The following is a 12,860-nucleotide window of genomic DNA, read 5'->3' as shown; positions in this document are numbered from 1 at the left end:
CCTCACGTTGTTGGTGCTTGAGCGCTTGCCGCGGGGGCGGTCATTCCGCCGCCTGTCGGACGCACGGATCTGCCCAGATCCGCTCGGCAGGTCGAGGTCACCTTGGGCGCGGACGCGCTGATAGGCCGTCAGTGGCGTGGTGGGGGGTTCCCACGCCCTCGGCGGCTCAAGTCCAGTGACCTGCCTTGTGGGCCTCGAACGTGTCTAGCCATCTGTCAGTAAGTCCAGGAGTCGGAGAGCTCCGACGGAGGCCGCTGTGGCGACGGCAACGAGTACCGAGGCAGCTGTCGTTGCGATGAGCACCTGCGCCTCTCCCGTCGAGAGCCCTGTGCCGTCGGCCACGAAGCGCACGAACCGGGTGTGTCGCCGGCGCCAGACGCGACCTCGGGTCGCGGCTGGCGGCCGACTATCTGTCGTCTCAGGACGACGTTTCCGCGTGGCACGCTGGGAGGTCATCTCGTCCTCGATTCGAGTTCGTTCCTGCCGTCGAGATGCGGGTTGGCGCTACGAGCCTCGTACGCGCATCGGCGGCTGTGATCACCCCGGGGCGTCATCACCCGGGTGGTCTGGCTCCGCCGCCAGCACGGTTGTGCGTGCGGGGCGCAGATCACCCTCATTGGGGGAAGCGCCACGCCGTCGAAGGTTGCACGCTGGTATTGGCGTGACGAACGGAGGCCCGAGTGTGATGGACGCCGTTCGAGGGTGCCCCGGACCGCGGCTGAACGACCTCCGGGTTGTGCCTGGTCCCGGCGTTGCTTCGCCCGGGCGAGGATGTGCTCCGTGAAGGTGCCAGCACCACGAGGTCCGTCGCTACCGGTCGCAAGGGGGCCCGAGCTCGGCGTGATCGCAGCCAAGCTGGTCCCCCACCGGCGACCGCGTGGATCGATCAGCCGACCGCACCTGCTGGAGCTGCTGCGCGACGGACACGATCGTGCCCTGACTCTCGTCTCCGCGCCGGCGGGATACGGCAAGACCACGATGCTCACCGAGTGGGTCGCCACCGACGGATCAACAAAGCCCTTCGCGTGGGTGACACTCGATGCTGGGGACGCAGAGCCGGTTCGCCTGTGGAGCCACGTCATCGCCGCCCTCGCCGGCTCCGCGCCCGGCATCGGCGAGCGATCGATCGCAGCGCTGCGCGCCAACCCCGATGAGATCGACACAGCCGTTCTCCCGGTGTTGTTCGAAGAGCTCGACACCACCCAGGGCCCGATGACCCTCATCCTCGACGACTTCCACCTGGCAGAGAGCCCGACCGTCGACGAGCAGGTAGCCACGTTCTTGCGATACCGACCCGCCTGGTTGCAGGTCGTCGTCGCCACGCGTTCCGATCCCGCGGTCGGAGTGGCCGCGCTGCGAGCATCTGACGAGCTGGTGGAGGTTCGGGCGGACGACCTGCGTTTCGCTGTCGAGGAGGTCGCGGCATTCTTCAGGGGTGTGGGGTTGAGCGAGCTGACTGACTCGGAGGTCGAGCGCCTCGCAGAACGGACCGAGGGATGGCCGGCGCCGATCAGACTGGCGGCTCTCCTGCTCCCCGAACGCGACCACGCGGCGTTCATCGACTCGTTCACCGGAGAGCGTCGACAGGTCGTGGACTACCTCACCGGAGACGTGCTGGACCTGCTGCTTCCGGAAACCCGTGCGTTCCTGCTCCAGGTCTCCATCCTGGGACGCCTGAACGGCCCGCTGTGCGACGCGGTGGTCGGCGGGACCAGCTCCGGTACTCGGCTCGCCGAGCTGGAGCGAGCCAACTTCTTCCTGACCACCGACGGCGAGACGCAGTGGTACTACCCGCATCAGCTCTTCGCGGAAGCGTTGCGGCTCGAGCTGGCCCGCACGTCCCCCGAGCTTGTGCCCGTGCTCCATTCCCGCGCGTCAGCTTGGCTGGCCCAGTCCGGAGACCTCGAGACCGCGACGGACCACGCGATCGCCGCCCGCGACGTCGACGCCGCGGCGCAGCTGGTAGCCAGCCAGACCCAAGTCATGGCGGCGTCCGGCCGATCCTCGACCACGCGACGGTGGCTGGACGCCCTGAGCTGGCCTGAGGCGCTCGAGGAACCGGAGCTCGCGTTCGTTCGTGCGGTCGCGGCCACCTTGGACAACCGCTATGACGACGCCCTGGCCCTGCTGGCAGTCGCCCGTGCCGGCGCACCCGACCGGGCAGACGCCGAAGGGCTGACCCTCGCCTTCCGTGTTGATTTCCTCCAGGGTGTCGTGGCGGTGTCGCACGTGAGCGAGGCCGCCGCAGCGTCCCGGCGTGCCATCGAGTCGGCTCCGTCCTCGCTGTGGGAGGGCGTGGCACTGGCATGCCTGGGCCAGGCGCTGTACTTGCAGGACCGTTTCGGGGAGGCCGTGGCGGCGCTGCGGCGCGCAGTGAGCCAGATTCCTGACGCCCGCCCGCTCCTGTTGGCCTTCGCGGTCGGGAACCTGGCGCTCGCCGAGGTTGCCGCCGATGATGTTTCGCCACGCATGGGCACCATGGCCCGGGCGTCGCTGGAACAGCTGGGAGCCATCGGCGCTGAGCGCACCTTGATCGCTGCGGTCCTGCACCTTGCCCTTGGCGAGCGGGCGCAATGTGACGGCGACGTCCGTGGAGCACTCGCCTGCTTCGAGACGGCCGCCGCGCTGCTCGCGACAGCTCCGCGGGGTACGTGGCACGCGTTGGCGCATCTCTTCGCCGCCGACGCCTACCGCGAGCTCGGCGAGACGTCCGCGGCACTGGATGCCATCACCCATGCCGAGGAGGTCCTGGATCGGATTGCCGACCCCGGTCAGGTCCGTGACCGGGCAACGCATGCTCGTCGCCTCACGACCGTCCCGCACCGGCCGACGACTGAGTTCGGCGAGCAGCTGTCCGACCGTGAGCTCGACGTGCTTCGGTTGGCCGCCGCGGGCCTGGTCCAGCGACAGATTGCCGAACAGCTCTTCATCTCGTACAACACCGTCAAGTCGCACTTCAAGACGAGCTATCGCAAGCTCGGCGTCTCCACTCGCGCCGAGGCGCTGGCGCGGCTGCGCGACCTGGATGGTGCCGCGCCACACTCACCCGGGTGAACGGTGCCGGGAGGTGGTCCGCCCACCGATGACCACGGCACATGATCGTCCGATGGGGCACAAGGCGTGCACGATCACCGTCGACGGCGAGCTCGACGACCGCTTCCACGACGCGTTCACGGGCTTCACCACCGTGGTCGGCGATGGGAAGTCCGAGCTGTCCGGGTCGGTGGCCGACCAGGCCGAGCTCCAGGGGCTGCTCCGACGGCTCTACGACCTCGGTCTGACCGTCATCTCCTTCCAGGTGGATCCGTGACGGGCACGACGACCCGCGTGTCGGAGCGGCGCGGTCGGTTCACCCGGGTGAGCGCCGAGCAGGGTGAGCACAGGTCGGGAACAGCGGTGACACGCTCGCCCGTGGACGACCAGCAGGCTGAGCGCGCCATCGGATCCGGACCACGCGACGGGAGGGGCGACGTGACACCGCAACCGGCTCTCGACGCGCTCCCGGGCTGGCGCGACGGACCCACCAAGATGCGTCTCCTCGAGGTCATCGGCGCCATGACCGAGCCCAGCTCACCGTCGTACGTCGAGCCCCGGGGCCGGATCGCGACGTTCGACAACGACGGCACGCTGTGGTGCGAGAAGCCGATGTACGCCCAGTTCATGCTCCTGCTGATCCGGTGGCAGGCGATGGTCACCGAGGACCCTGCCCTGCGTCAGGTCCAGCCCTACAAGGCCGCCGTCGAGAGTGACTACGCGTGGTTCGGCGACCCGTATGCCCACTTCGGCGACCTGCTGAAGGGTGCCGGGGAAGCCTTCGCCAACATCACCCCCGACGCCTTCGAGGCGGCTGTCACCGAGTTTTTCGACGTGGTCCGCCACCCCCGCTTCGACGTGCCTCTGCACCACCTGACCTACGTCCCGATGGTGCAGCTGATGCATTACCTGCGCGAGCGCGGGTTCAAGGTGCTCATCACCACCGGCGGGGGGGCGCGACTTCGTCCGCGTCGTCGCCGAGGACATCTACGACGTCCCCCGCGAGGCGGTCATCGGCTCCGCACCGGTGATCGAGTACCGCGGCGGGCAACTGGTCCGCGGCAGCACGCTGGGCAGGGTGCTCGATGACGGACCGGGCAAACCCATCCACATCTTCGAGCGCACCGGGTTCGCTCCCGCGTTCGCGGCCGGCAACGCCAACGGGGACATCGAGATGCTCCAGTCCGCCCGGTTCGGGGTCCTGGTCCATCACGACGACGACGAGCGCGAGTACGCCTACGACCACGACGCCGAACGAGCGCTTGCCGCAGCAGCCGACCACGGCTGGCTGGTGGTCAGCATGAGAGACGACTTCGAGCAGATCTTCACCACCGACGCCCGGTGAACGACACCCGGCAACACGCACCTCGACCCAGGAGAGGCACCACCATGGCGACCGACAAGCCCAACATCCTCTTGATCCTCGCCGACGACGTCGGCTGGTTCGACGTCGGCGCCTACCACCGCGGCATGATGGGCACCAAGACCCCCAACATCGACCGGATCGCGGCCGAGGGCGCGATGATGACCGACGCTTACGCGCAGGCGAGCTGCACAGCGGGGCGGGCCGCGTTCATCACCGGGCAGATCCCGATGCGCACCGGCCTGACCACGGTCGGGCTCCCGGGTGCCGAGCAAGGCATCCAGCCCGAGGACCCCACCCTCGCCGAGCTCCTCAAGCCGTTGGGCTACATGACCGCACAGCACGGCAAGAACCACCTCGGCGACCGCAACGAGTTCCTGCCCACCCGGCACGGCTTCGACGAGTTCTACGGCAACCTCTACCACCTCAACGCCGAGGAGGAGCCCGAGCAGCCCGACTACCCGAAGGACCTGCCGATCTTCCAGCAGTTCTTCATGCCCCGCGGTGTCTTGGACTGCAAGGCCACCGACGTCGACGACCCCACCGAGGACCCACGCTTCGGCAAGGTCGGCAAGCAGACCATCACCGACACCGGCCCGCTGACCCGCAAGCGCATGGAGACCGTCGAGGACGACCTCCTGGAGCGGTCGCTGGACTTCATCGACCGTGCACACGCAGCCGAGACACCGTTCCTGCTGTGGCACAACACGACCCGGATGCACGTCTGGACCCATCTCTCGGAGAGGTGGAAGGACAAGACCGGGCTCGGCGTGTACGCCGATGGGATGGCCGAGCTCGACTGGGTCGTCGGCGAGCTGCTCAAGAAGCTCGACGACCTCGGCATCGCCGACAACACGGTGGTGGTCTTCACCTCGGACAACGGCGCCGAGAAGTTCACCTGGCCCGACGGTGGCACCACCCCGTTCCGCGGCGAGAAGGGCCTGGGCTGGGAAGGCGGCTTCCGGGCACCGTTCGCCATCCGCTACCCCGCCTCCATCCCCGGCGGCCAGGTCCTCAACGGGATCCTGTCCCTCGAAGACGTCGTCCCGACCGTGCTGGCCGCCGCCGGCGTGCCCGACATCAAGGAGCAGCTCCTGGAGGGTCACCAGGCCGGGGAGAAGAGCTTCCGGGTCCACCTCGACGGCTACAACCAGCTGCCGTACCTGTCCGGGGAGGTCGAGGAGTCACCGAGGCACGAGTTCTTCTACTACGGCGAGCACGACCTGTTCGCGCTGCGCTACAACAACTGGAAGGTCCACTTCCTCGTCAAGGACGACTGGTTCGCCGGAGCCATGCTCCGCCCGACCGTCCCACGGCCCGTGAACCTGCGCGTCGACCCGCTCGAGCAGCACATGGATGCACCGGGCTACCCGCTCTACGCCGGGGAGAAGCTCTGGACCGTGCTGCCGGCAGCGGCGCTCGTGCAGCAGCACGCCGCCACCTTCGAGGAGTTCCCGCCACGCCAGCCACCGCCGGACTTCAACCCGCAGCAGATGCTCGAACGCGTGCTGCACGCGGCGGCCGCCCAGTGACCGCCCCCAGCTGAGCGCCAACCGTGAATCGGCCGACCGAACCACCCCAACACCAGGCACCAGCACACCTGGGTGCGGTGCCACCCGTTCCCCCGCGGGATGCGCCGCAGCGTGTGCTGGTGCCTGGGATGGTCTGGGTCCCGGGCGGAACGTTCCAGATGGGCTCCAACGAGCACTATCCGGAGGAGGCGCCGACTCGTCGCGTCGCCGTCGACGGCTTCTGGGTCGACCAGCACGCGGTGACCAACAGCGAGTTCGCAGCGTTCGTCGACGCGACCAACTACGTGACGCTCGCCGAACGGGACGCCGACCCGACCGACTACCCCGGGGCGGACCCGAAGCTGCTTCGTGCCGCATCCGTGGTCTTCGTACAGCCGCAACATCCGGTGTCGCTGGACAACCCGTTCAACTGGTGGACCTACGTGCCCGCAGCGAGCTGGCGCCACCCCCAAGGTCCCGGCAGCTCGATCACCGACCGGGCAGACCATCCGGTCGTACACGTCGCCTGGGAGGACGTCGTCGCCTACGCCCGGTGGGTCGGCAAAGACCTGCCCACCGAGGCCGAGTGGGAGTACGCCGCCCGCGGCGGCCTCGACGGCGCCACCTACGCCTGGGGCGAAGAGCTCACCCCGGCCGGTCGCTGGATGGCCAACACCTGGCAGGGCGACTTCCCCGTGCACAACACCGGCGAGGACGGGCACGTCGGCACCGCCCCCATCGGCTCCTACCCGCCGAACGGATACGGGCTCGTCGACATGATCGGCAACGTCTGGGAATGGACCAGCGACTGGTACGGCGCCCACGAGCGGCCCGCCCACGCGTGCTGTGCGATCGAGAACCCCCGCGGCGGAACGCGTGAGAGCAGCCACGACCCGGCACTGGCCGGTGTCCAGATCCCCCGCAAGGTGATGAAGGGCGGCTCCCACCTGTGCGCCCCGAACTACTGCCGCCGCTACCGCCCCGCCGCCCGGATGGCCCAGCCCGTCGACACCTCGACCTCCCACCTGGGGTTCCGGTGCATCACCCGGGTGAACGACGCGACGGGTGAGCCACCCCCGCCGGCGTAGGCAGATGCTGATCGAGACCCGGAGCCACCGGGCCATCGCTCAGAGCAGGAGCTTGTCGTGACACAAAGCGTTGAGACCGCCGACTTCGTCGACGAGCTGGGACCAGTCGACTGGATCGTCGTCGAGTTCCCCGGCAGCCGGTTCAAGGGCGAGATCGTGCCCGAGCTCGAGACCCTCGTCGAGCGCGGCATCGTGCGCATCCTCGACCTCCTCATCCTCCGCAAGGACGAGGACGGCACCCTGGACGCGTTCGAGCTCTCCGACGTCGACGACAGCGAGCTCGGCGGCCTCCGCTCGTACGAGACCGAGCTGGCCATGCTGCTCAGCGAGGACGACGTCACCGCCGTCGCCGCCGCCGTCGAGCCGGGAAGCACAGCGGCCGTGCTGGTCTGGGAGAACACCTGGGCCGCGCCGTTCGGGTCCGCCGTACGCCGAGCCGGCGGCCAGCTCATCGCGAGCGGCCGCATCCCCATCCAGGCCCTCCTCGCCGTGATCGAGGAAGACAACGAAGAACTCGCCAAGGAAGGTGCCTGACATGGGTATCGCACGCCGACGGGTCCGCCGAGCGGCCGTCATCGGACCAGCACCCGTCGCCCGGGTCGCCACCACAGCCGCCACTGCCGCCGTCGTGGTCCATGGAGTCAACCGCCGCCAGGACCGACGCGAGGACCGTCGCGAGGACCGACGCGACTGAGACCACCCGGCGGACACGGGATACCGCCACCTTCCACGACGCACCGGATCGGAGCACCATGACCACGCAGAGCCAGTACCCCGCCGCCTCGGGCCGCGTCCAGACCGGATGGGTCGGCTGGATCGTCTTCGCCGGCACCATGCTGATGATCCTCGGCGCGTTCCACATCATCCAGGGCCTCGTCGCCCTGTTCCGCGACGAGGTCTACGTCGTCGGGCCCCAAGGGCTGGTCGTCAACGTCGACTACACCGCGTGGGGATGGGTCCACGTGATCGGCGGTGCGCTCGCGATCCTGACCGGAGCGTGCCTCCTCGCCGGACAGCTGTGGGCGCGGATCCTCGCCGTCGTCGTCGCCGTAGTGAGCGCCCTCGTCAACGTCGCGTTCCTGCCCGCCTACCCGATCTGGTCGACGCTCATGATCGCCCTCGACGTCCTCGTCATCTGGGCCGTCACCGTGCACGGCGCCGAGATGAAGACACCAGCCTGGGACGCCACCACCGAAGTCCCCGGCTCGCCCCGCCCGTAGGCGATCACAGACCCACGGGCAAACGAGGCGGGTCCAGATGGAGTTCACCGAGACGATGGAGCACGTGGCCCACGGCTTCGAGGTCCTGGGCGCCGTCATCCTCGTCATCGGCTTCCTCTGGTCCGCCTGGCTCGCGTTCGCAGCATGGCGACGCACCTCGGACGGACACACCGGGTTCACCACACTGCGCGAGTCCTTCGGCGCCGCGCTCCTCCTCGCGCTCGAAGTGCTCGTCGCCGCCGACCTCATCCAGACCGTCGCGGTCGCACCCACACTCGAGAACGTCGCCGTGCTGGGCGTCATCGTGCTGATCCGGACCGTGCTCAGCTTCTCCCTCGAAGTCGAGATCGAGGGAACGCTCCCCTGGCGGCGGGCACTGGTCAGCGGACCCACCCGCGCCACCCGGGCCGCCCAGCGATCCCGGGCAGCCGGCCAGCCAGAACCCACCACCGAGGGTTGAGGTCGAGTGCGCCCCGCGAACGCTCGCCACCCGAAGCCCCCGAGCGCTGCGCCGTGGCCGGGCTGAGCACGAACGGAGCGCCATTCACGGCCCACCGCCCCCCGCGACGGCTGCTGGTGGCCCGCCGCCAACTGCGCGCTGGACTGCTCCAGCTCCTGTGCGCAGCCGGCGGTCTGACCTTCGGGATCCTGCTGCCGCGTCTGCGAGCCGGTCCCACCGTCGATGGAAGCCACCTGCCCGAGCTGCTGTTCACCATGGGACTCGGTGTGATCGGCGTGGTCACCATCGTCTTCTCGCTCCTCTTCGGAGTCGTCGAATGGTCGGCCAGCACGTTCACCCCGCGGCTCGGGCTGTTCCGCGACAGTCCCCTGGTGTGGGGAACATTTGCGGTCACCATCGGAGTGTTCGTCTTCTCGGTCAGCGCCGGCGTGGTCACCAGCAACCAAGACCAGGTCTCGCTGCTGGTACCCATCGCAGCCGTCACCTCGGTGCTCACCGTCTTCGCACTCATCCGCGCCCTGCAGACCCGCGCCTTCCTCGCCCTGCAGCTCGCCCACGTGCTGGCCGCCATCACCACACGAGGCAGAGCAGTCATCGAGGACCTCTACCAACCCGCTACCCCTGGCAACGACCCCACGCCACCCCTTGGGCCAATCCCTGGACCGGGCCGAACAGTCACGTGGCTCGGACCCCCCGGCGTCATCCAGCAGCTCGACCTGCGCCAGCTCGTCGACGCAGCAGCCGACGCCGACGCGCTGGTCGTATTCCGAGTCGGCGTCGGCGAGACCCTCCACGAAGGTGCACCCCTGGCGGAGGTCCACGGAGGCGACCTCGCCGACCAGATCGTTCGGGACGCTGTCGTGCGCGGTACCGAGCGATCCTTCGACCAGGATCCGTTGCTCGCCTTCCGGCTGCTCGCCGACATCGCTATGCGAGCCATGTCCTCCGCCGTCAACGACCCGGCAACAGCGGTTGACGCCGTGAACGCGATCGAAGGGCTCCTGCTTGCTCTCGCGGTCCGGGACCTGGACCTGCCCGACATCAGCGACCATACCGGCGCTTCCCGAGTCCGCCTGGTCCTGCCGACCGGGGACGACTACCTCCACACCGGCGTCGAAGACCTCCTGCCATACGCAGCCAACGCCCCTATGGTGCTCAAGCAGATCCACGGGCTGCTCACCAACATGCTGGCGCTGTCACCGGCGCCCCGGCACGCAACCCTCACCCAGCTCATCACACAGGTCCAGGATCAGCTGACCGCACCGAGTCGGAACGGTGGCGACCTCTAACCATCACCTTCCACCTCGGTGTGCTGCCGATCGACAGATCGTGTGCGGTGCGTGTCCGGAGCGGCGATCCGCTCGGCTTGATGGTGCCCCAGTCCGCCGTCTGTCGGGCGCGCGGATCCGCTGATGAGCGATCGCTGCCGTCACGCTCGATGATCCTCAAACTCCCCCTTCCATTATGAGTAGCGCGATGGAGATCGCGAGCTCGACCACTCCCGCCGCGAGCCCCTGTCGGATCAGGTCGGCACCACCACCGAGGAAGATCGCGTCGTCGCCCGCGAGCTCGCGCGCCATAAGCAGCGCCGGCCTCGAAGCCGTCGAAGAAAAGGAACTCAGTTTGCGGAATGGGCTGGTCGGCGGGACCGTGCCTGGCATGACTTAGGGATACCTGTTGACCTGCGCAAACGCAGGTGTCCCCCTCCCCGACCAGGGCAGGTATCCACGATTTCGGGATACCTGACCGTGCACCATGGGGCCATGTCCGCCCGCACGCTGACTTCGCCTCGGCGGCCCGTCCGCGCGACGGCACCCGGACCGATCCTCGCTCGTCGTACGGTGCCGGTGAGTCACCGGGACCGTTCAGTTCCGTGCTGCTCAGTCGCCATCGCCGGCGAGGTCTCCGGTCGCGAGGAGTCCTCGGGACCGCGCTGAGCTGGGAGTCGCACGTACGACCCCGGGCGCATAGGTACGCCGTCGCCGCGCGAGCGAGTTCTGCCTCCAAGTGTCGTGATGGGTGTCGAGCCCCCGTATGGGTGCGCCCCGCGTACAAACTCCGAACAAGGCGTTACGCCATGGCATAGGACCGACATCCTCGATGGTTGCCGCTCCTCCGGCGATCTCATCGTCTCTTCCGCTCAAGGTGCCGTGACGCGACCCAGTTCACGCGGCACGCATGCTACGGAGGTCCGTAGGTCGGGGTCGCCTCGAACGGATTCTGCGCCGTCCGGCCTGCGCCGACCGGGACGTTCGTTGTCTTCAACGATGAGACCTATCAGAATCGATTCTCAGAACTGACCGACGAGGAGTTCCTGCCGCGCCGAGCACGCCCGGGTAAGTTACATCTGGCCAGGGGCCAGGAACTTCGTTGACCGCAACCCTGCGGTGGCGCGCACTGCTGCGCCGAACGCCCCGACCGGTCATCAACCAGCGCCGTTGCGAGACGACTGGTCGTCGTCCTGGTGCTCCGCGATCAGCCGACGTGACGGCGCGTCGATCCGCCGCGACTGCACGTCAGTCAGTCGAACCGGCTTCCGCGGGAGGAACGCCGTGGCTGAGCAAGTCACTCATTCGGTGTTCCAGATGCGCCGTCCAACCGCTCTCATCGACGTATGAGCGGAGCCGCTCCTCACATCCGTCTGCCATTGACTTGCGATGCGCAGTCCAAGCGATGAAGTCGCGGACAACCAGATCGTGCGGTCTCCTAAGGCCCGTTGTGTAGTCGAGGGTGCTACCAGGGGACGCCCAGCCGTGAAGCCCGACCGAAGTCACGGTCGTCAACAGCGCGGCGCCGATGAGGGCAAGGTCCCCATACGTGACATCTGTGTGGGAGGACACCTGATCGAGCAGGCTCGGCAAGTTCGTCTCAGCAGTCATCACCCAACGATGGCTCTGGCTCTACGCCGTCGGAAGAGGTACGTCCTTCCAACGCCTATTGGTGGCACGAATCTTTCCGAGATCCGGACGTCCTCGCCACCTCCTATTGTTGCGCCATGGGCACTGACCTCACTGACTGCCAGCAGGCTGATCATCGCGATCAGGGCAAGATCACCGGTGCCGATGGACGCGGGTACGCCCGGCGAGGCACCAAGATGAAGCGCAGTGCCGCCGACGATCTTGTGGCTTCAGGCGTACCGCTCGTTCTCGACATGTACGCCAGCGGTCAGTTCGAGTGGTTCGACGGCGATGCCGCCACGCGGAAGTGGGCTGAGGTTCGGCCATACGTTGTCGCAGCTCAGCCCACTAGCAAGGAGCTGGGCAAGCACGAGTTGTGGAACGCCGGGGTCTGGCAGGACGACGAGGGCGGCCAACTGCTCTACCTGACAGGGTCCTGCTGACCCATCAACGTCCGCATCTGCGGCGACCCGCACGCATTTTCACGGCGTCACTTCACCGCCGGGCGCACCCAGCATGGAGGAGACGTCGAGGCACTCACACGACGATGGGGAGCTGAAAGGACCCGTCCGACATGCGGCCGATCATGAAGAACGTGACGATCAGCTGGTTCACAGCGTGTTGGTACTCGGGGTTCTCGAGGATGTGGTCGACCGCGATGCGGCACATGAGGTCGTCCATGAACCGACCGAGTAGGTACGGATCCTGGACGATCTCGTCGAACTTCGCGCCCTCGGACGCCCAGCGGTCGAGGAGACTGCCGGGCACCGCCACGGGCGGTTCGACCGGTTCTCGCTCGTAGCGTTCCTGGATGCGCTCCTCGTGCGCGAGGTTGCGGCAGTGGTCGCTGCAGTAAATCCGGGGCCGCCCACGGCCCTTCCTGGGCGGGAGCGGGTTCCCGCAGAGCTTGCACGTCGCAGCCGACTCGTCCATGTCCCACAGGTGCGCCCAGAACGCCACCGATTACGGGGTACCCCTCGATCTGCAAACCGTGTGACGAAATTAGAGCTGGGGGGAACGCGACGGACGGACGAAGACGCGACTGCGACAGGTGGAGGGCCGGATCGAGGGCGTGGACATGTGGCCAGGAGGCGGCTTGGTGGCGGAGGGGTACCTGGGAGATAAGGCGGGTGACCGGGATTGAGCACTAGCCAAGTTCGACGATCCGGCGCATCCTGGAATCGGGCGACCGCGACGCCGTCGGGCGTCGCAGCCTCGCTCCGACCGCAAGTTGAGTCCAGCAGAGTGGTGTACGACGTGGTGACCGGCAACTGCGCGTAGACGTGGG

15 protein-coding genes are annotated in these 12,860 nt (G+C 68.0%); 12 read left to right on the top strand and 3 right to left on the bottom strand.

What is annotated here, in order from left to right; genetic code table 11:
* Nucleotides 1–1,008: 1,008 nt before the first annotated feature.
* The gene (locus ABEA33_RS26380; protein WP_345530125.1) at nt 1,009–1,548 is read right to left on the bottom strand and encodes a hypothetical protein; all 540 of its coding nucleotides are present in this window, start codon (nt 1,546–1,548) and stop codon (nt 1,009–1,011) included.
* Nucleotides 1,549–1,590: 42 nt separating this feature from the next.
* On the opposite strand from ABEA33_RS26380, the gene ABEA33_RS26375 reads away from it, so the two are divergent.
* From ABEA33_RS26375 to ABEA33_RS26325, 11 genes are all read left to right on the top strand, one after another.
* A complete protein-coding gene (locus ABEA33_RS26375; RefSeq protein ID WP_345530124.1) occupies nt 1,591–3,054 on the top strand; it encodes a helix-turn-helix transcriptional regulator in 1,464 nt (487 codons plus the stop codon).
* A 52-nt stretch (nt 3,055–3,106) separates the two neighbouring features.
* Nucleotides 3,107–3,310: a hypothetical protein gene (locus ABEA33_RS26370; protein WP_345530123.1), complete on the top strand. Its 204-nt coding sequence runs from the start codon at nt 3,107–3,109 to the stop codon at nt 3,308–3,310.
* Between the two features lie 161 nt (nt 3,311–3,471).
* On the top strand, nt 3,472–4,122 hold the full coding sequence (locus tag ABEA33_RS26365; RefSeq protein ID WP_345530122.1) for an HAD family hydrolase: 651 nt from the start codon (nt 3,472–3,474) through the stop codon (nt 4,120–4,122).
* Nucleotides 4,112–4,378, top strand: a complete 267-nt coding sequence (locus ABEA33_RS26360; protein ID WP_345530121.1) for an HAD family hydrolase — start codon at nt 4,112–4,114, stop codon at nt 4,376–4,378. The genes ABEA33_RS26365 and ABEA33_RS26360 overlap by 11 nt, the downstream gene beginning before the upstream one ends.
* Before the next feature lie 44 nt (nt 4,379–4,422).
* Nucleotides 4,423–5,928, top strand: a complete 1,506-nt coding sequence (locus ABEA33_RS26355) for an arylsulfatase (RefSeq protein ID WP_345530119.1) — start codon at nt 4,423–4,425, stop codon at nt 5,926–5,928.
* Nucleotides 5,929–6,056: 128 nt separating this feature from the next.
* Nucleotides 6,057–6,995, top strand: coding sequence for a formylglycine-generating enzyme family protein (locus ABEA33_RS26350; protein ID WP_345530126.1), 939 nt, complete (start codon nt 6,057–6,059; stop codon nt 6,993–6,995).
* A 57-nt stretch (nt 6,996–7,052) separates the two neighbouring features.
* Nucleotides 7,053–7,529 (top strand): DUF6325 family protein, encoded by a 477-nt coding sequence (locus ABEA33_RS26345; protein WP_345530117.1) that lies wholly within the window; start codon nt 7,053–7,055, stop codon nt 7,527–7,529.
* A gap of 1 nt (nt 7,530) precedes the next feature.
* Nucleotides 7,531–7,689 (top strand): hypothetical protein, encoded by a 159-nt coding sequence (locus ABEA33_RS26340; RefSeq protein ID WP_345530116.1) that lies wholly within the window; start codon nt 7,531–7,533, stop codon nt 7,687–7,689.
* Between the two features lie 58 nt (nt 7,690–7,747).
* A complete protein-coding gene (locus ABEA33_RS26335) occupies nt 7,748–8,215 on the top strand; it encodes a DUF7144 family membrane protein (RefSeq protein WP_345530115.1) in 468 nt (155 codons plus the stop codon).
* 37 nt (nt 8,216–8,252) lie between these two features.
* Nucleotides 8,253–8,675, top strand: a complete 423-nt coding sequence (locus ABEA33_RS26330) for a DUF1622 domain-containing protein (RefSeq protein WP_345530114.1) — start codon at nt 8,253–8,255, stop codon at nt 8,673–8,675.
* Nucleotides 8,676–8,791: 116 nt separating this feature from the next.
* Nucleotides 8,792–9,964: a DUF2254 family protein gene (locus ABEA33_RS26325; protein ID WP_345530113.1), complete on the top strand. Its 1,173-nt coding sequence runs from the start codon at nt 8,792–8,794 to the stop codon at nt 9,962–9,964.
* Between the two features lie 156 nt (nt 9,965–10,120).
* On the opposite strand, the gene ABEA33_RS26320 is transcribed toward ABEA33_RS26325, so the two are convergent.
* Nucleotides 10,121–10,336 (bottom strand): hypothetical protein, encoded by a 216-nt coding sequence (locus ABEA33_RS26320; RefSeq protein ID WP_345530112.1) that lies wholly within the window; start codon nt 10,334–10,336, stop codon nt 10,121–10,123.
* A gap of 1,334 nt (nt 10,337–11,670) precedes the next feature.
* Between ABEA33_RS26320 and ABEA33_RS26315 the strand changes: the two genes are divergently transcribed.
* The gene (locus tag ABEA33_RS26315; protein WP_345530111.1) at nt 11,671–12,015 is read left to right on the top strand and encodes a hypothetical protein; all 345 of its coding nucleotides are present in this window, start codon (nt 11,671–11,673) and stop codon (nt 12,013–12,015) included.
* A gap of 94 nt (nt 12,016–12,109) precedes the next feature.
* Here the strand turns inward: ABEA33_RS26315 and ABEA33_RS26310 are convergent, their stop codons facing one another.
* Nucleotides 12,110–12,505 carry a hypothetical protein gene (locus tag ABEA33_RS26310; RefSeq protein ID WP_345530110.1) on the bottom strand — a complete coding sequence of 132 codons (396 nt, stop codon included), beginning with the start codon at nt 12,503–12,505 and terminating at the stop codon, nt 12,110–12,112.
* Nucleotides 12,506–12,860: the final 355 nt, after the last annotated feature.

Source organism: Nocardioides endophyticus, assembly GCF_039543845.1.
Lineage (GTDB): Bacteria > Actinomycetota > Actinomycetes > Propionibacteriales > Nocardioidaceae > Nocardioides > Nocardioides endophyticus.
The sequence above is the reverse complement of the archived record's forward strand: the minus strand, read 5'-3'. Positions and strand labels throughout refer to the sequence as shown.

Coding starts and splice junctions, on each gene's coding strand:
- ABEA33_RS26370 (WP_345530123.1), top strand. CDS start 3,107: ATGGGGCACAAGGCGTGCACGATCACCGTCGACGGCGAGCTCGACGAC.
- ABEA33_RS26355 (WP_345530119.1), top strand. CDS start 4,423: ATGGCGACCGACAAGCCCAACATCCTCTTGATCCTCGCCGACGACGTC.
- ABEA33_RS26350 (WP_345530126.1), top strand. CDS start 6,057: ATGGTCTGGGTCCCGGGCGGAACGTTCCAGATGGGCTCCAACGAGCAC.
- ABEA33_RS26340 (WP_345530116.1), top strand. CDS start 7,531: ATGGGTATCGCACGCCGACGGGTCCGCCGAGCGGCCGTCATCGGACCA.
- ABEA33_RS26335 (WP_345530115.1), top strand. CDS start 7,748: ATGACCACGCAGAGCCAGTACCCCGCCGCCTCGGGCCGCGTCCAGACC.
- ABEA33_RS26330 (WP_345530114.1), top strand. CDS start 8,253: ATGGAGTTCACCGAGACGATGGAGCACGTGGCCCACGGCTTCGAGGTC.
- ABEA33_RS26320 (WP_345530112.1), bottom strand. CDS start 10,336: ATGCCAGGCACGGTCCCGCCGACCAGCCCATTCCGCAAACTGAGTTCC.
- ABEA33_RS26315 (WP_345530111.1), top strand. CDS start 11,671: ATGGGCACTGACCTCACTGACTGCCAGCAGGCTGATCATCGCGATCAG.
- ABEA33_RS26310 (WP_345530110.1), bottom strand. CDS start 12,505: ATGGACGAGTCGGCTGCGACGTGCAAGCTCTGCGGGAACCCGCTCCCG.